The 18,179-nt window shown below is 39.6% G+C and carries 16 protein-coding genes; 4 read left to right on the forward strand and 12 right to left on the reverse strand.

The annotated features are described in order from the left end of the window. Both BCG07_RS09510 and BCG07_RS09515 read right to left on the reverse strand, forming a co-directional pair. The coding region (locus BCG07_RS09510) for an energy transducer TonB (RefSeq protein ID WP_286889930.1) at positions 1-927 on the reverse strand (927 nt) is incomplete at its 3' end. 155 nt (positions 928-1,082) lie between these two features. After that, positions 1,083-2,990 carry a beta-ketoacyl synthase gene (locus BCG07_RS09515; RefSeq protein WP_277054392.1) on the reverse strand — a complete coding sequence of 636 codons (1,908 nt, stop codon included), beginning with the start codon at positions 2,988-2,990 and terminating at the stop codon, positions 1,083-1,085. Positions 2,991-3,114: 124 nt separating this feature from the next. Between BCG07_RS09515 and BCG07_RS09520 the strand changes: the two genes are divergently transcribed. Beyond that, positions 3,115-4,125 (forward strand): GlxA family transcriptional regulator, encoded by a 1,011-nt coding sequence (locus BCG07_RS09520; protein ID WP_006794564.1) that lies wholly within the window; start codon positions 3,115-3,117, stop codon positions 4,123-4,125. A 13-nt stretch (positions 4,126-4,138) separates the two neighbouring features. On the opposite strand, the gene BCG07_RS09525 is transcribed toward BCG07_RS09520, so the two are convergent. The 4 genes from BCG07_RS09525 to BCG07_RS09540 form a co-directional block, all read right to left on the reverse strand. Continuing rightward, complete coding sequence (locus tag BCG07_RS09525; protein ID WP_277054391.1) at positions 4,139-5,167, reverse strand: GGDEF domain-containing protein; 1,029 nt, start codon at positions 5,165-5,167, stop codon at positions 4,139-4,141. A gap of 188 nt (positions 5,168-5,355) precedes the next feature. Further along, entirely contained in the window at positions 5,356-5,868 is a 513-nt protein-coding gene (locus tag BCG07_RS09530; RefSeq protein ID WP_277054390.1) for an MgtC/SapB family protein, read from the reverse strand. Between the two features lie 17 nt (positions 5,869-5,885). Next, positions 5,886-6,995 (reverse strand): GNAT family N-acetyltransferase/peptidase C39 family protein, encoded by a 1,110-nt coding sequence (locus BCG07_RS09535; RefSeq protein WP_277054389.1) that lies wholly within the window; start codon positions 6,993-6,995, stop codon positions 5,886-5,888. Between the two features lie 3 nt (positions 6,996-6,998). Further along, entirely contained in the window at positions 6,999-8,393 is a 1,395-nt protein-coding gene (locus BCG07_RS09540; RefSeq protein ID WP_286889931.1) for a RimK family ATP-grasp domain-containing protein, read from the reverse strand. Between the two features lie 317 nt (positions 8,394-8,710). On the opposite strand from BCG07_RS09540, the gene BCG07_RS09545 reads away from it, so the two are divergent. After that, positions 8,711-9,049 carry a zinc ribbon domain-containing protein YjdM gene (locus BCG07_RS09545; RefSeq protein ID WP_286889932.1) on the forward strand — a complete coding sequence of 113 codons (339 nt, stop codon included), beginning with the start codon at positions 8,711-8,713 and terminating at the stop codon, positions 9,047-9,049. A 68-nt stretch (positions 9,050-9,117) separates the two neighbouring features. Here BCG07_RS09545 and BCG07_RS09550 read toward each other — a convergent pair whose 3' ends face one another. From BCG07_RS09550 to BCG07_RS09575, 6 genes are all read right to left on the reverse strand, one after another. Continuing rightward, a complete protein-coding gene (locus BCG07_RS09550; protein ID WP_286889933.1) occupies positions 9,118-9,588 on the reverse strand; it encodes a hypothetical protein in 471 nt (156 codons plus the stop codon). Positions 9,589-10,167: 579 nt separating this feature from the next. Then, the gene (locus BCG07_RS09555) at positions 10,168-10,707 is read right to left on the reverse strand and encodes a hypothetical protein (RefSeq protein ID WP_286889934.1); all 540 of its coding nucleotides are present in this window, start codon (positions 10,705-10,707) and stop codon (positions 10,168-10,170) included. Positions 10,708-10,955: 248 nt separating this feature from the next. Next, positions 10,956-11,432, reverse strand: a complete 477-nt coding sequence (locus BCG07_RS09560) for a GreA/GreB family elongation factor (protein WP_277054383.1) — start codon at positions 11,430-11,432, stop codon at positions 10,956-10,958. 117 nt (positions 11,433-11,549) lie between these two features. Continuing rightward, positions 11,550-12,482 (reverse strand): protein translocase subunit SecF, encoded by a 933-nt coding sequence (gene secF / locus BCG07_RS09565; RefSeq protein WP_277054382.1) that lies wholly within the window; start codon positions 12,480-12,482, stop codon positions 11,550-11,552. After that, positions 12,475-14,313 carry a protein translocase subunit SecD gene (gene secD / locus BCG07_RS09570; RefSeq protein WP_286889936.1) on the reverse strand — a complete coding sequence of 613 codons (1,839 nt, stop codon included), beginning with the start codon at positions 14,311-14,313 and terminating at the stop codon, positions 12,475-12,477. Before secD ends, secF begins: the two co-directional genes overlap by 8 nt. A 105-nt stretch (positions 14,314-14,418) precedes the next feature. Beyond that, a complete protein-coding gene (locus tag BCG07_RS09575) occupies positions 14,419-14,880 on the reverse strand; it encodes a hypothetical protein (RefSeq protein WP_286889937.1) in 462 nt (153 codons plus the stop codon). A gap of 94 nt (positions 14,881-14,974) precedes the next feature. Here BCG07_RS09575 and BCG07_RS09580 point away from each other — a divergent pair, with 94 nt between their 5' ends. Together BCG07_RS09580 and BCG07_RS09585 are read left to right on the forward strand one after the other, a co-directional pair. After that, positions 14,975-16,753: an ABCB family ABC transporter ATP-binding protein/permease gene (locus tag BCG07_RS09580; protein ID WP_286889938.1), complete on the forward strand. Its 1,779-nt coding sequence runs from the start codon at positions 14,975-14,977 to the stop codon at positions 16,751-16,753. A gap of 170 nt (positions 16,754-16,923) precedes the next feature. Further along, positions 16,924-18,179: M13 family metallopeptidase (locus BCG07_RS09585; protein ID WP_286889940.1), on the forward strand; the 1,256-nt coding region annotated here is incomplete at its 3' end.

Consider the following 18,179-nt stretch of genomic DNA (forward strand, 5'->3'; position numbering starts at 1 on the left):
AATTTTATCAATAGCGCTTGTGTTGTAATTTACCACTTTATTTTCACAGCGCAGTTGAACCTTGCTAAGTGGCATTGTTGATTCAAGCACAACTTCACTTTTAGACAATAAAGGCATAACGGCTTGTTCTGTTTCAATCATTATCTGCTGGTTTATATCGCCTGAGTTTTTATAAATATCATTAACTTGAGTTAACAACTGTTGTTTATTTTCATCTGTAAAAACAAAGGCTTTAATATTTCCTAGGGCATCAATTGCATCATAGGCACGCACATAGTCCTGTTTAGAAATAAACCATTGCAAAGCATTTTTTACCACTCGCACTTTTATCTGATCTGGTAAATTATCTCTGAACAAAAATGCATTGTTAATGTGTTTATCAAAGCCGTTCCAATCTTTCGTAAAATAGCTATGCTGACTTTTTAACCATGAAAGTAATACTATTTCAACTGTATTTTTAGCATGATCGCGTTCTAGCTCTATTATTTTACTTTGCGCTTCGTCTAGTTTTTTTTCATTAATTAAATTACTTGCCGCTTCATAATCATTAAAAAAGCCATGTGTTGCTTTGTCATTAGTGTACCCCAAGTGTAAATTTTGAGACATTACAGTAATAAGCTTTGCACTTGGCACTGATTTACCATCGACCTGAGCACTTTTGTAATTTAGTTTTGACACATACTCTACAACTTCTCTTTTGTATTTGCCTTGCCCGATAGATGCAACAATTTCAATATCACTAACTTGACCACTTTCATTCACAACATAACTACTTAAATTTAAGCCTTCAAAGCGTGACACACGAGAAGATGTATTTGTTTGTTTATTGTAGTTGTCCTTAACAACTTCAGCTGGCACAAAATCTGCCATTACTGGCACACAAGTTAACGCAGGTAATATAGAAAGAGCTATAGAGAGTTTTTTCATTTGATTATCCATCCTAGAACGCAAAGTAGCTATTATAGAAACAAACATTATAAAAAGATGCAAGCTTATATTTATAACTAACCAAAATTTAACTATAGGCTAATAAATATAAAAAAGGCGCTTTATTAAGCGCCTTGGGTTTCAAGTATGTGTGCTTAAAACATATCTTGATAGGAGTGGGTTGTATTAAACGAAATTGCTTTATCAAAACCAGGAAGCTCTATTCCGTCTTCGCCAATTACAATGTCGTTATCGTCAATGGCGCCATCACCAAAACGATATACTAATTCGTACTTACCAAGGTCAGCTTGCGCTTTATAGGTATTTTGCAAAGCAACAACGGATGTATTTTTATAAGCGTAATCACTCATCGCTTTATCACCATGGCGCTTAGCAAGCATTTGTAGTGTTACTTTAGCGCTAAGTACTGTAGCTGTGGCGTTATTACCGCCAAAACCTTTTGAGTTTATAAAGGCGATGTCCATGTCGCCACAGTCGTAATGGCTGTTACGTATATCTAAGTGATCTGCATAAACATCGTCGGCCACTTTATCTATGGTAGTAATACCCGGCATAATATTATGGCTAAATACCCCCAGCGCAATAGCAAGTTGATCGCCACTTGCGGGGGCAATTGTATGCCCTACATAAGCTTTTGGCGCCGTTACTTTCCAGCTATCAATGGCAAAGGTTTGTGCCACTTTATGGTAAATAAGAGATTCTGTTACTCTATTTTGCGGCGTGCTAGAACCATGCGCTAAAATAAAGCTACGCTTTTGTAGCGCCTCTTTACCCAATAAGCTTGTTGCCAATGCCGCAGATTTAGCCATTGTAATGTAGTTACCCGGACCCGGTGAGGTGATTGATTTTTTAATGCCATCGGCATTTACAAATACATCAGGTACTGAGCCCATAATATCTGCACCAAGCTCAAGTGCTAATGCATCATCCATTAAAATAGTGACTTGTGCGCCTTCACCTAATGTAAAACCACAGTTTTCGCCAAATGGGCGGCTGCTTTTACGGTAATCGGGCTCTTGTTCACTACTTAAGTTATCTAAACGGCGCAGGCCTTCAACATTTGCAAGGGCGCTCATATTACCAAAGCCTTCTACCACTTCAGGCGTAATAGCGCATTCAACACTTGCTACCACCGCAACACGGGTGCGCCCTGCTTGAATATCGTTTACTGCAGCGCGTAAGTTATATAAAAATGTGGCACATGCACCCGAGGTAGAAAACGTAGTACCTACATTACCTGTAACGTAGGCGTTTATAAAATCAGTCGACATCGTGTTTAAGCCAAGTGCTAATTGCTTTGTACTAACACGATCGCCTTGCTGGCGTGCTTTAACTAAACCGCCTAATCCTTTGTCGTCCATTTGGCCAATAACCGAGGCTGAATAAGTACCAATTTTATCTGGCTCTACGCTATTCATTATGCGTTGCCAATCAAGGCCTGTTGATTTAATCGCATCGTTTGCAGCAAATATGGTGGCTTGCAAACCGCGTGGCTGATAACGGCTGTTATACATAATTGATGGATCAAACCCGGTAGGAAACTGCCCCGCCGATTTAATTGGGTTATCACGTGTAGAATCAAGCTTTACGTCTAGCTCTGCCGCTATAGTCACTTTTACCTTTTTACCTTCAAGCTCTTGTACTTTCCAACTTGCAGGTACTGGACTTGGTAAATCGCGTGCGCGAGTTTCAAATACAATCGCGTTTTCATCAGATGTCTTTAATGTCATTTTTTGCTGCCAAGGCGTGGCATCTGCATCAAAATGTTCTTTTTCAATTTTACGAATAAGCGTCCCAGCAATAATTTGCTCACCAAAGCGTGCTTCTATGTCGCTTTGCTCAACATTATTGCCGTTTGTGTCTTGTAATTGACCATCAACAACGCATACCAAGTTCATTAATGTGGCGAGGCCTAAAAATGTTTCACTACGATCTTGTGCGTTTAATGCGTCTAACACGATACGGCGGTAACCTTGATGAAAAGAAGTACGGCCTGCGGCGTTAATACCACCCATGCCTACAATTACGGGTAATGCTGTCATAATTAACCTTTAAAACGTGTTATGGGAGAAGCCAACAGTTTAATTGGATTAACCACAGCACTTTGTGCTTTAATAGCCAAATATTCAGCATTAAAGGCCAAAAAGTACTGGTCGGAGCATTCACATGCATAAAAAATCAGTAAAGCCTGCGTTAAATATTGCAATCACAGTGTATCCGCATTTACTTATTACCAGTTTAACACTGCCTATTGAAATGCTAAGAGCCGGCGAAGCCTACGCAAAAGGCCACTTAGACCAAACTGACTTTAGACCGCTTAGTATAAATTTAATTGCTAAAAGTAATGAGCCAATAAAAAACCGTACTGGCCTTGCTATAGTCCCGGATTGCACTACTGCTAACGCACCGTATAACGATTTAATTATAGTCCCCGGCATATGGCGAAATCCTCGCCCTGTAGTACGTACTAATAAAGAAGTGGTTGAATGGCTACAAGAGAGCTTTGAAACTGGCAGCCATATAATTGGTGTAGGCACGGGTAATTGCCTAGTTGCAGAAGCGGGTTTACTTGATGGGCACCCTGCAACAACTCATTGGCATTACGCAAAACAATTTAGCCATGACTACCCGTTAGTGCGCTTAAAGCCCGACTTTTTTATCACCCAATCTGAGCGCATGTATACAGTAGCAAGTTTAAATGCCCTTGCCGATGTGATCGTACATATTATTAGCCAATACTACGGCAAAGCCGCTGCGCAGCACGTAGAACGTAACTTTTCACACGAAGTACGTAAACCCTACGAAGATCAGCGCTACCTTGAAGGCGCGGTTGACCGCCACCCAGATGAACTCATAGCGCAAATTCAGTTTTGGCTTAAAACTAATTTAGCCAGCGAGTTAAACTTACAAGAAGTAGCCGCCCAATTTAGTTTGAGCTACCGTACATTTACACGACGCTTTAAGCTTGCAACTAATCAAAGCCCTATAGAATATTGGCAGCAATTACGGGTTGAAAGTGCTAAAGAGTTATTGGCGTCGTCTAATTTAACAATACAAGAAGTGGCACTTGAGGTCGGCTATAACGACCAAGGCCATTTAACCCGCGTGTTTAAAAAAGTACTTAGCCAAACGCCAAGCGAGTACAGAAAAGTAGTAAGAAGAAAGCTATTTGGCTAACAAATAAGCTTTTTTAATTACCTAATATTGAATTATTTATACTACAAACAGCACAATTTCTTCCGTTATTTTTTGCTATGTATAAATAACCGTCAGCTGCTTTAAGTATTTTAGATAAATCAACATACGAATCAGTAACCAGTTCTTCCAAACCAATACTTATTGTAATTTTTAAACAGTTTTTCTCATAAGTAAACTTATGACTTTCAACCGTTTTAATTAAACACTTTGCTAAGTCATAAGCAGCTTGCTGATCAGCATTTATAACAACAACAAATTCCTCACCGCCCATTCTAAATACATTATCTTCTTTAAATTGTTCTACAAATAAGTCAGTTAGTTGCGTTAAAACAGCATCACCTGCGTCGTGTCCATATTTATCGTTCACTTTTTTAAAAAAATCAATATCAATAAGTGCTACGCATACAGGCTCATCAATAACTGTTTGTTTACTAAAACGGCTTTGTAATGCACGTCTATTAAACGCTTTTGTTAATGGGTCTCTTAGTGCCAAATTTAAAATTGTTTCTTGGTTAGAATACCTCATCGCTTCATAAATATGCGAAACGGTCCATATAGTCATATACGAAAGGCCTAAGTTAACAATTAAGTGCAAACTATTAGCACCACCTAAACTGAGGAAAGAATATAAAGGAATTACCGACGCAAACAGTAAGCAAAAGCTACTTATAAGCCCGTGTTTTTTACCAAATAACAAATACGCCAAAATGGGAAATGTACAAATCCAATGCGTTATACCCTCATCTGTTTTTAAAATATAAACAGCTAAAAATACAACAAAGAAATAAGCATAGGCTACCGCCCATCTATGCCAAACCTTTGAGGCAGATACACACGTTTTGTAATACGTGTAAAAACAAAACACAGCGAGTAAAACTTCTATCGCTCCTAATATGTAAACCTTCGAAATAATTATATTTACATAAGCTACAACAAGCGCAACTAGCGCTATTATTAAACTCATTCCTTGAAGAACTTTTGTTCTTACCTCTTGTGTTTTATCGAATGAATGACGGTTCATAAAATCCTTTTAAATTACTAACTATTTGTTCATAAATACATTTATTAATATTAGATTAGATATATGAAAATTAACAGCACGCATATGATTAGAGTTCAATCAAAAAGTTATCCGCTGAATAATAGGCCAGTTATAATTTTAAAAACACAATGTACATTTAAGTCATAATAAAACAAAACGCCACTAAATTAGTGGCGTTCTATGTCGTTAAAGTCTTTTCGGTAGTAACGTTTTTGATAATTTTTTACTCTAGTGTGGACGCCTTTACTTAAGCTTTTAAATTTTGCCTCAAGTACATCTACACCGTATAAAATACCAACCACCAGCACTGAAAGTTTAATAGCAGCAGCTAGATTATCGGTGGCTATCATTACCCCAATTGAAGCAAGCACCCAAATGGTTGCAGCTGAGGTAACCCCTACAACGGCTCCGTCTTTTGCAAGCATAACGCCTGCGCCTAAAAAGCCAATGCCTGTAATTATTTGCCCCACTACACGCGAATGATCAATTATATCCCCTTGTAAGTTAAACGCGGTCGATAAAAACAAATACGTGCCCAGCGTAATTAAAGCTGAGGTACGAATACCTACAGGTTTACCGCGTAACTGGCGCTCTAACCCAATTATGGCACCGCAAAATGCGGCGGTGCCAATGGCCGCCCACGAATAAGGGGCTACATCAATTAAATCTAAAAAAGTCACTCTTTACTTAAAACCTATTAATTATTAGCAATGGCCACTGCGGTTCTTAGCCGTTGGCCACCAAATGCTGACATTTTACTAAAATCACTGCGCGCTATAGGCACGTACTGGCAATCTATTGCGAGTTGTTTGTCGCTTCCTTGCTCACAAAATGGGTCGTGAACATACACGCAGTGCTCATCAAGGTGGGTAACGCAAACCCAATGAGGTGATTTTTTACCATCAAAACTGTATGTGCTAATTAATAACAGCACACTAAAGCCTTGACTTAACCACTGTTCAATATGCTCAAGCTCAACATCTTTATAGCTAAGCTGTATATTTGCCTGTGCTATACCATCCACAAATTGTTGGTGTACTGTTGAAAGCACCACTTTTTTGTTTTCATTGCGTACGCCATCTAAAAACAAAGGCTCTGTGGTATTTACCATTACCTCGCTTTTAAAGCCGCGTTTGTTTGCCGCCAACGCTAAACCAAACGGATGGCAACCACCATGACCCGATGTCATAAAAATGGTGGTGCCTTCACGCCAAAGTGCCAGCTCATGCGATTGGCTAAGCTCAGTTGTTGGCTCAAGTGCCCCCATTGCCATTAATAACGCAGCAGGCCCACAAGTAAACTCGGTAGTTTGCTGATACCACGGCGTTAACCGCGCTAATTTAAGTTCACGCGTTTTGCGAATATTTTTTTGCATACGCAGTGCATCACTGTGATCGTCATAATAATCGCTGTATTGACCAAACGCTCTGTAACCTAAGCTTTTGTAAAGCCCTATCGCACTTTCGTTATTTACCGCTACTTCTAATCGTAAGTAAAGTCGCCCGCGCTCACACGTTTCTTTTTCAAGGCTTGTAAGCAGTGCTTTTGCAATGCCCTTACCTTGCATTGTGGGTTTTACAGCAAGCGAATATAAACGCGCCAAACGCGTGCCTTTATGGCACCACACAAGCCCATAGCCGCATATTTGCTCGCCATTATCGGCAATTAGTAAAATACCGTGCTTAGCACTTAACCAACGCTTTAAACTACGCGGGCTCAATTTATCGTTATTAAAGCAAGCGTTTTCAACATCAATTAGCGCGTTTAAATCACTGCTAAGTGCTTTTCGAATAACAAGGTTGCTCATTTATTAGCCACGACCTCGTGCTTCTAAACGTTGTTTAAATTCTTCCATAATGATCATGTATAGTTCGTCGCCTAAATAACCGTCTTCAACTTTGTGATCAATACTTGGGTTGTCGTTTACTTCAAGCACGTATGCTTTGCCTTGATGCTCTTTAACATCTACGCCATATAAACCCCTACCCACCGTTTTACACGCTTTTAAAGCGGCATCTAATACAGCTTTTGGTAACTCAAAGGTAGGTAGTGTTTCAAAACCTCCAGAGAAAAACCGTTTAGCATCGTGATTATAAATTTGCCAATGGTTGCGCGCCATTAAGTAGCGGCACGCATAAATAGCGCGGCCATTTAATACCCCTACTCGCCAATCGTATTCTGTGTACATGTATTCTTGTGCAAGTACCAATGCGCTATATTCAAACAGCTCAGTTAATTTAGCTTCAAGCTCACTGCGGTTTGCAACTTTAAATACCCCTTTTGAAAACGACCCTTCAGGCATTTTTAAAACAAGCGGATACGTAAACGCTTCTTCTAGCTGCTCAAGCGTTTGCGCTGATTGATCAGCTACTACAACCGTTTTTAAACTGGGCACTTTTTGGTAATTAAACGCATCGTGTAAATACACTTTATTACAACAACGTAAAATAGATTCAGCATCATCTATTACCACTAAACCTAGGCTTTGCGCTTTGCTTGCAAGGCGATACGTTGGATGGTCAATCGCTGTAGTTTGGCGAATAAATAACGCATCAAACTGGGCAATATTGTCTATTTCATCAAAACTGAGTGCTTGTGCATTAATACCATGTTTAGCCGCTGCTTTTATAAAACGGGTAATGGCATCTTTATCACTCGGTGGAACTTTTTCGTTATGATCAACCAGTATTGCCATATCCCATCTAAAACGGCGCTGCACATTTCCAATGCGCCACTGTGTTTGGGTAAACGTATTTAGTTTTGCTACAAAATTGCTATATTGCTCCTCGTTTAAAGAGCTTAGCGAACCTTGCTGTAACAAACCTTGCTCATCTACAAATAAAATAGGCGCTGGGTATTGTTTAAATACCGATTTAGCCGCTTTACTTTGTAATTCGTTTAGCGCATTACCAAAGTAAATTTCGCCATCAATTTGCCCAACATTTAACATAGGTGCGTGGCCGCCTCGAAGCGCGTTTATTGTTTTTACACTTGGTAATACTTGGTGCTTACGAGCCTCTGCAAGCAATGAGCAATAGTAACCCTTACTCAAGTATTGGCTTGAGTCGCATAAATTAATAATGCGGGTTTTAGGTTCATTATGTTTTGGGTAATCACGCAAGTAACTATTAAACGTAATCACATTTTCGAAAGATTGAGCAAGTGTTTGCTCATTGTTATCAACCACTATTAAGGTTTTAAACACGACTTTTCCTAGTTATACCAATCGGTAGTAAGCCAAATATAAATGCGTGCGATCTTTAAATTATCGCACTATAAATAGAAACACCCATCGTACTAAGTGGGCATTGCGCGTATCACTTAATCCGATGGGTGCTTTAACAAATACCTACTGTAAGTGTTAGCGCCTAAATTGCTTAGGCGACATCTGCTTTATATGCCCTTTTTAAAAACCACACAAACGAGATATTTTTAGCGTAAAGATAAAAAATATTGATTAACTATATTTTCCTATTAATGCAGATTAAAATACGCAAAATTAATATTTTATGAGCGTTATAAATGTCACATCCTGCCTGCCCACAGTGCCAATCTGAATATGTTTACGAAGACCAGCAACTGCTTATATGCCCTGAATGCGCCTACGAATGGAACCCAAATAGTACAAGCGATGAAGACGCAATTTCAGTTAAAGATGCCAACGGCACCTTACTTACTGATGACGATAAAGTGACCATAGCCAAAGATTTAAAAATAAAAGGCAGCTCACAAGTTATTAAAATTGGCACCAAAGCGATTGTTAGGCGTGTGCTTGATAAAAAAGATCACGAGCTAGATTGTAAAGTAGATGGTATTGGCGAAATGATGGTAACAGCAAAGTTTGTGAAAAAGGCTAACTAGTTTAAGTACGTCGGATAAGTGGCGAGGCCATTCTGCATGTCTCGCCAAAACGATCGAAATAATTGATTTTATTCAGTTATTGGTGAGCATTCGTAAACAACCGCTAAACCCAAGTCTATGTGAGCGACAATATAGCCATATTCCTTCTTTGACAATTTGCTAGTTTTATATTGTTCTTTTGCCGACTTATGGTTCCATGATTCACCACATCTTGACTCTGGAATTTGAAGTTCTAGGGTAAGTAGGTATTCCTTTTCTTTCTCTATGGAATACCCTTTTTTCACAGAGCTTTTTGCGCAAAGGCTTAGTGCATATTCAACCGCAAACTTATCCACGCTTGGTAAGCCAACAAACTCCACATCACACCCTAAAACACGTTCGCCAGAAGCCTTCGTGTAATAAAGCTCTCCTGTTGTGCAAGCTGATAATAAAAAGAGCATCGCGGATATTGATAAAAATCTATGAATCAAAGGACTTCCTTGTTTACTATTGCCAAGCCCTGCAGGCATTTGAAGCGTTGCGAAAATTGCTCCGCTCAAACTATTTATTTAGGCTGACACTCATCTTAATTTTCAAAATTTAGGTAGGTGTATAATTAATTATGTTAATGCAAACTAGGGTTAAAGACACAATAACTCGCGCAAACAAGCAAGCTAAAAAAATGTGACCTTTAGAATCTGTCTCGTACTCGTAGTTCTTTTTTACAAAAAGAGGATATAACCTAGCGGTCATGCTGATTTGAGCGAAAATATGCAAGGTTAAGATTCCCAGAGAAAATTTCACTGTTAGCATTTTCATTAGATTCAACGTAAGCACAATCAAAATAGGTATAAGAAGCAGAGTAAAGAAGACCTTGAAGCGGTTGCCCATAATCCAAATCGTGACGGAATTTCGCCCTTCAACTTCTTGCTGAGAAGTAAGGTTACGCCCGCATTCTGAGCAAACAATTTGAGCTAGAGGAAAGGAATCGAAGTTTCCACACTCACTATTATCACAAACTTTAAATGTTCGATGTTCCATATAGCAACCTAACGCCTCGCACAACCGGCGCAATATAGCAGGCTAAAATTAACGACGAAGGAGCTCAAGCCTGCTTTTTTTTGCGTCCTTTATGTTTATTACAACCGACCTAGATACGCCTCTTTCGCTTCCCAGTAATTATTTAAACAAGTGCGAGTTTCAAATATTAGGTTTATAATTTTTTGTAGGGACTCTATCGAAAACTGTACGTATTCTTGTTCCATCTGTTTTTTACTGATACGTAAAGACACATAGGTATAACCGTCATTGTCAGTATTTTCCCAATCAGCGTGAGCCGCTAAATTTCGTAAACGTCCTGACTCCTTTAAGTTAGCCATTAACTCACCATAGCCATCAAAAGGTTTCGCCATACAGAGATGGAAGTCGTCAGCGAAACGTTTAAACAAATCTACTTTGGCTGAGTACCCCATTTTATGTAGAACTATTAAGCCAGTTGAATCAGTTCTATCTGTAAAGGTTTCGCATAAAAATGAATCTAATGAGCTTTCCAGTCCATTAAAATACATAATTATTTCGCCAATAAGAGGCATGGAATCACTTAAGTATGATTCTGCTTCTTCTTCATCTTCTATCTCGTGATAAAGATGCTGTTGAAATTGAGTTCTTTTAGATTTCATTTAGCACCTAAGCCAGAAAAAATAACAATTTACTGAACACCATTTTGGTGATTTATAACACACCAAAACGGCGTATATTACACACCTCAATAATTTCACTTAATAACTTTAATGTAAACATGTAATTAGCTGTACATTAAAGTTGGCTCTGTGGTTTTACACCAAAACGACTGTTAATAATGTTTTGAGACAAATTGGCTTTGTCGGATGGCGCTGCGCTTATCCGACCTACATCTAAAACCAATGTTTTATAAAAGTTCTACCACTTCATATTCATGGTTTTTGCCTGCAATGGTTAGACTTACTTCATCATCAAGCTGTTTGCCTAAAAGTTGTTTACCCAGCGGGGCTTCCGGTGTAACAACTTGAATAGTTTGCCCTATAACTTCAACCGTTAAGCCGCCTGCGGCTGGGCCTAAATAAAACCATTTTTGTAAGGCGCTTTCATCTTCTAAACAAACGAGAGAGCTTATAATCACTTTATTGTGAGTAGGCTCTTTAAAAATGGCTTCAAACTGTTTAATGCTTTTGTAGCACTCGTTTACGCGCTCGGCTTGGCCTTGTGCTAAATAGGCGGCCTCGAGCCCTAGGGTATCGTACTGCGTTTCTGCAACGCTTTCTTCGTGAGTTGCGGCGTCGTGCGCAGCTTTTGCTGCTTGTTTTGCACTGTTTAATTGGGCTTCTAGTGCAAATTTAAGGTGTTCTATTACGTGGGATTTATTCATGAAAGGCGCTAATAACCAATACGGTAAACTATGTGATTAATTTTACCGTTATAAGGCGCTTAAAACCATTATTTTAAGCGCCAGTGTTTTAATGCAAATTTTTAAAAGCATTTATTGCTAGGGCATATCGAGCAACGCTTGCGTTTCTGCATCTTGTTTTTCTTCGTAATTTTTAGCACTTAACCCTAATAGTTCGGGTAGCGTGGCGGCAATACAAATAGATGAGAACGTACCGACTACAATGCCTGTAAATAATGCAATTGCAAAGCCTTGTAATGGCGCGCCTGCGAGTAACCAAACACTTGCAACTGTAGCAAGCGTGGTGCCCGATGTAATAAGCGTACGCGTTAAGGTACTTTTTATGGCGCTATTTATAATACTTGCAGGGCTAAGTGCATTATTAGATTTAACACGTAAAAGCTCGCGTACTCTATCACCTACTATTATTGAGTCGTTAAGTGAGTAGCCTATAATGGCAAGCAAACTGGCAAGTACGGTTAAATTAAACTCAATACTTAATAGCGAAAATAGCCCCAGTACCAGTAATAAATCATGCACTAGCGCAACCACAGAGCCAACAGCTAAACGCCATTCAAACCGCACCGCTAAGTACAGCATTACTGCAACCATAGCTGAAAATAGCGCTAAACAACCTTGCTCAAACAGTTCATCACCCACTTGTGAGCCAATATACGCTGATGATAAAACCTCGGCGTTAATGTCTGCGTTTTGAGTAATGGCAGATTGCCAATCATTGCTGTTTGCTGTTGAACCGCTGGGCGCTTCGCGTAGCTGAAAGTGATTATTACCTTGTGCGGTTAGTTCAAACTCGCCATTGTGATTTTTAGTAATAAATGATTGAAGCTCTTTTAGCTCAACACCTTGGCTGGTGGTAAATTCTGTTAGGTAACCACCGGTAAAGTCGAGTCCAAAATTAAGCCCTTTTTGACTAAGCGTAAATACCGATAGCAGTACAAGTATGGCGCTCAAAAGCATGCCATAAAAACGAAGACGAGTGCCCGCCTCGCCTTTTAAAAAAGTGTTAAGCATGTGCATTTACTCCTGCTTTTTTAGCCAATTTTAAATATAGCGTTTGGCTTAGTACTTTTGATACGTACACGCCAGTAAATACCGAGGTTATTAAGCCAAGTGCCAATGTTATGGCAAAGCCTTTAACTGGGCCGTAACCTATTCCATATAAAATAAGCGCGGTGATCATGGTGGTTATATTGGCATCAAATATGGTGTTAGCGGCTTGCTTGTAACCTTCTTGAATAGCTTGATAAGCAGAGCGGCCTTTTCTACGCTCTTCTTTGATTCGCTCGAATATAATAACGTTGGTATCCACCGCCATACCAATGGTGAGTACAAGCCCGGCAATGCCCGGAAGTGTTAACACAACCCCCGGTAATAACGACATTAGCCCCACAAGCGACGTTAAATTTAATAACAGCGCTACGTTTGCAATAAGTCCTAAGCGGCGATACCACATTGCCATAAAGGCAAGTGTAATACCCATGCCCAGCATCAATGCGGCCAAGCCGTTAGTTATATTTTCTTGACCTAGGCTTGGGCCAATTGTTTGCTCGTGCACAATAGTAACCGGTGCAGTTAGCGAGCCTGCGCGTAATAATAGTGCTAAATCGGCCGCTGCTTGTTGGCTTTTCATATTGGTAATACTAAAATGTGAACTTAAATGCTGCGCAATATTAGCCACATTTATAACTTCGCTTTTTTTAACCGTTTCACCTTTTGCGTTTTGAGAGTACTCAGAATAAACCGTGGCCATAGGTTTACCAATATTTGCTTTTGAAAACGCCGACATGGCATCGCCGCCTTGCCCATCAAGGCTAAGTTGCACAAGTGGCTTACCCCAATCATCGCGCCCTATATTGGCGTTATTAATATGCTCACCGGTAAAAATAGGCACAGGATCAAGGTTTATGGTGCCACCCGATTGCATATTAAATGTTTGCCCACCAATTTCTTTTAACTGATAAAACCCAAGTGATGCAGTTGCGCCTATAATGCGCTTTGCCTCTGTTGGGTCTTGCACGCCTGGCAACTCTATGCGTATACGCTGTGTGCCTTGGCGCTGTGTTACAGCTTCGGTAATACCTAATTCTTCAATGCGCGAGCGAAGCGTAGTAAGCGTTTGGCTCATTACTTTTTTATCAAAGTTGCTTCGCCCTTGCTCTGAATAGCTAAACTTGGCGTTTTTAACATTGCCGTTATTGGTTGTTGTAACCGCTAAATTAGCAAAGCGACTTTGTAGCTCATCAATCACTGGTGTAAGTTTTTGCACCGCATTAGGCAGCGCGTTAATTTCAAAGCCGTGCCCTGTTTGCTGCGCTTTAAGGCCGTGCGCTTTTTGTTTAACAATAATTGATTTGGCTTGTTGATACGCACTGGCTAATTGCTCATCAACGGCTTTATCTAAATCTACGTCGAGTACAAATAACACACCGCCGTTTAAATCTAGTCCCAATTTTATTGGCGATAAACCAAATTCTTGCAGCCAAATTGGGCTTGTTGCATGCTCTACAATTTTAACTTGCGTGTTTGGGTACTGCGCCTTTATGGCTGCCTGCGCTTGTGCGCTTTTAGTTGGCTCTTTTAACAAAATATTTATAGTTGATTGCTTATCAAGGCCCTGTTCAACGTCTAAGCCTTGGTTATTTAAAAAAGTAACTAATGCTTTAGTGCTTGGCACGACTGGGGTTTCGCTATGTGGCGCGTAGCTTACATGCAACCACGATTTATTAGGGTATAAGTTGGGTAATGCGCTAATAGCTAATAAAATCAGCACAATAAGCATGGCTATATAGCTTAGTTTAAATTTAGCCATAAATGGCTTTTGCTCTTTTTTTACACTTAACATGTTTTTTCCTTATTACCAGAACCGGCAACGTACTTTTAAAAAGTACAATTAATCTCAAGGCTTAAACGTAAAACGTTAAAGCCTAATAAAAATTAAATAAGAAAATTAAGCGTGGTAGGTAGTGACAGCTCTATAGAGTAAGTTGGCATCTTTCCAGCCACTTAAACGGGACTTTTTACTACTGTGCACAAACGTATACCAAGGCTGAATAACGTTTACTGCTTGAGGGCGTAAAAATATTTGCCTAACAAGATGCTGTGCAAAAAACTCAAAAATAACATCGTATTCGGGCTCACTTTGAACTGTGTGCAAAAAAAGTGACGCATTACTTGCTGTAAGCCTTGGCTGATGTGAGTCAAAATCGGTGTGTTGTGTTTTTTTATGCGCAGGTGCGTCTGCAGACTTTTTAGTAGGCTTTGTTTTAGTTATATCAATAGCACCTGTAAATAAAATGTGCGAACTGACAGCTGGATTCAAATTTTGTGTTACCTGCACAGCATTGCTCTGCACACTAAACAGTGCAGCTAGTAGCAAAAAAGCAGTTATAAAAACACGAAATTTAAACATACTTAGATCAAACTAAAATAAGTGATGCCTAGTATATTAGGGCAACTATTTAAAATACAATGCTTAACAATTAAGTATTTAATCGAGAAAAATAATGCGCTCCAGACAAAACGTTGAAAAACGTGCAGACGCCATGAATTTAAAACAAAGCATTAAAACGCTGTGGCCTTACATTACAAAGTTTAAAGGGCGCGTATTTATTGCGCTTTTAGCGCTTATTGGTGCTAAAGGCGCCACGCTTTTAATGCCTTGGGCGTTAAAAGAAATTATCGACTCGGTTGATAAATCAATAAACCCAGTGTTGGTCATTCCCGCTCTATTATTAATAATGTACGGCGGTTTGCGTTTCGCTAGTGTGTTTTTAGGTGAAGTAAGAGACGCTGTTTTTTCGCGGGTAACCGAACATGCTATGCGCAATATTGGCCTAAAAGTATTTAAGCATTTGCACTCGCTTGAACTTGCATTTCACTTAGACAGGCAAACTGGTGGTATAAGCCGTGACATAGAACGTGGTACCAGTGGACTCAGCTTTTTAATGCGCTTTTTAATGTTTAACATTGTGCCTACCCTTTTTGAAATTCTCACCGTTGCTATTATTTTTGGGTCGCTATTTTCTATTTGGTTTGCGTTAATTACACTCCTTGCTGTTGGCGTATATATATTTTTTACAGTCACGGTGACACAGTGGCGTAATCGTTTTATTCGTGAATCAAACGCAGCTGATAACCTCAGTAACACGCGCGCAATAGACAGCTTACTTAATTATGAAACTGTAAAGTACTTTAACAACGAGCAGTTTGAAGCCAAAACGTACGACTCATTTTTAGCTAATTGGGAAACCGCGCGTTTAAAAAATAGGATGTCTTTGCTTGCGCTTAATTCAGGGCAAGCATTAATTATTGCCAGTGCCATCACCGCGTTAATGTGGTTAGGTTCAAGCGAGGTAGTAACAGGGTCACTAAGCATTGGTGAATTAGTAATGATAAACGCGTATATGATCCAATTATTTTTACCGCTTAACTTTTTAGGGTTTGTGTACCGTGAAATACGTCGTGCTCTTACCGATTTAGAAAACATGCTGGGCTTACTCAATAAAAAACCACAAGTCACAAATGCTCCAAATGCAAATACCCTTGATGTTAAAAATGGGGAAATTACCTTTAATAATGTGAGTTTTAGCTACAACGCTAACCGCCCTATTCTAAATAATATTAGTTTTAAAGTGAAAGCGGGTAGCAAGGTAGCTATTGTGGGCGCAAGTGGTGCTGGAAAAAGTTCACTAGCGCGCCTGCTCTATCGTTTTTATGATGTAACATCGGGCAGCATTACTATTGATAACCAAGCTATTAACTCGGTCACGCTTGATAGCCTTCGTAAAGCTATTGCAATTGTTCCTCAAGATACCGTTTTATTTAACACAACAATTCGTGAAAACATTGCCTATGGTCGCCCTTCTGCAAGCGATAGTGATATTGATAAAGCCATTGAAATGGCTCATTTAAAAGATTTCATTAATACCTTAGCTGATGGCGATAAAACGCGAGTGGGTGAACGAGGTCTAAAAGTATCAGGCGGCGAAAAACAGCGTATTGCAATAGCACGCGCTATTTTAAAACAATCCCCAATTTTAATATTTGACGAGGCAACGTCGGCACTCGACTCTCAGGCCGAGCAAGCAATATTAAAGGCAATGCATGAAGTAGCCAGCGAGCACACCAGTATTGTAATTGCGCATAGGTTATCAACCATTACTGATGCCCACACTATTATTGTGCTTAAGTCGGGCCAAATTGTTGAACAAGGGCAACATAACGAATTGCTGACTTTGGGTGGTGAATACGCACATATGTGGGCATTACAACAACAAGATTAACCTGTTTATTAATTTATGTTGGTAGCTTGTTGCTTACGTTGCTTATTGGTTTTATCGGATCAGGCTGTGATTCACCTCAAAATAATTGTGTGCCTGTCTTTTATACATAACAATCAAAATGATATTTTTATAACAAAAATTAACAAATTCATTATCCAGGGGGATAAACGATGAAAAAGAGTTTAATTGCAGCGGCTTTAGCTGCCACTTTTATAACGGGCTGTTCAGAGCCACAAACTACAAGCAGTGAAGTTCAAACTGCAAGCACAGAAAATACAGTTGTTAGCAATAAAGCTGAATTAGGTAGCTTTGGTGTTGATTTATCAGCGCGTAACGAAGCCGTTAAACCTGGTGATGACTTCTTCATGTACGCCAGTGGCACGTGGTACGACAACTACAATATGCCAGCAGACAAAACGCGTTATGGTGCGTTTTCGGCTTTAGCAGAACGTAGTGAAGACCGTGTTAAAAAAATTATTGAAGACATTGCAGCACGTAAAGAGCTTAACGCTGAAGAGCAATTGGTTGCTGATTTTTATAATTCGTACATGGATACCGACACACTTAATGAACTTGGTGTAAAACCTATTCAACCGCTGTTAAATCAAATTAGTAATATGGAATCTACCGACGACTTAGCTTATGTATTTGGGCAATCGTGGTTATCGGGCCTTCGTACTCCTATTGGTGGTGGTATGTGGTTTAACCGTTTAGACCCAAATAAATACGAAATGTCGTTAGGCGCTGGTGGTTTAGGTTTACCAGACCGTTCTTACTATTTAGAAGATGCTGAGCGTTTTGTTAAAACCCGTGAAGCTTACGTGGCTCATATTGCCGACATGCTAAAATTTGCCAATGTTGACAACACAACAGAACGCGCAAAAGCCATACTAGAGCTTGAAACTAAAATAGCACAAGGCCATTGGCCGCGCGAAAAACGACGTAATCGCGACCTGTCGTTAAATCAAATTAAGCGTGAAGATTTAGCCTCTACATACCCTGGTTTTAACTGGGATGTATATTTTGAGCAAACAGGATACAAAGTTCCTCAACTTAATGTATCTCAGCCTGAACCGGTTAAAGCCATGATTGAGCTTATCAATAATGAAGATTTAGCGGTTTGGAAAGACTACTTAACCTACCATGCAATTAGCGGTAATGCAGGTTTACTTTCTGAAGATATTTTTAATACACGTTTTGCATTTTATGGCAAAGAACTAAACGGCCAGCAAGAACCACGCCCTCGCTGGAAACGTGCAATTAACGAAATGTCGGGCACAAGCTCGCTTGGCTTTGCTATTGGTAAAATTTACGTTGACCAATACTTTCCTGAATCATCTAAACAACAAATGTCTGAACTGGTTGAAAACCTGCGTTCAGCATTAGGTGAGCGAATTGATAATCTTGATTGGATGGGCGCTGAAAC

This window comes from Pseudoalteromonas sp. ESRF-bin5, assembly GCF_002632075.1.
Taxonomy (GTDB): Bacteria; Pseudomonadota; Gammaproteobacteria; order Enterobacterales; family Alteromonadaceae; genus Pseudoalteromonas; species Pseudoalteromonas marina.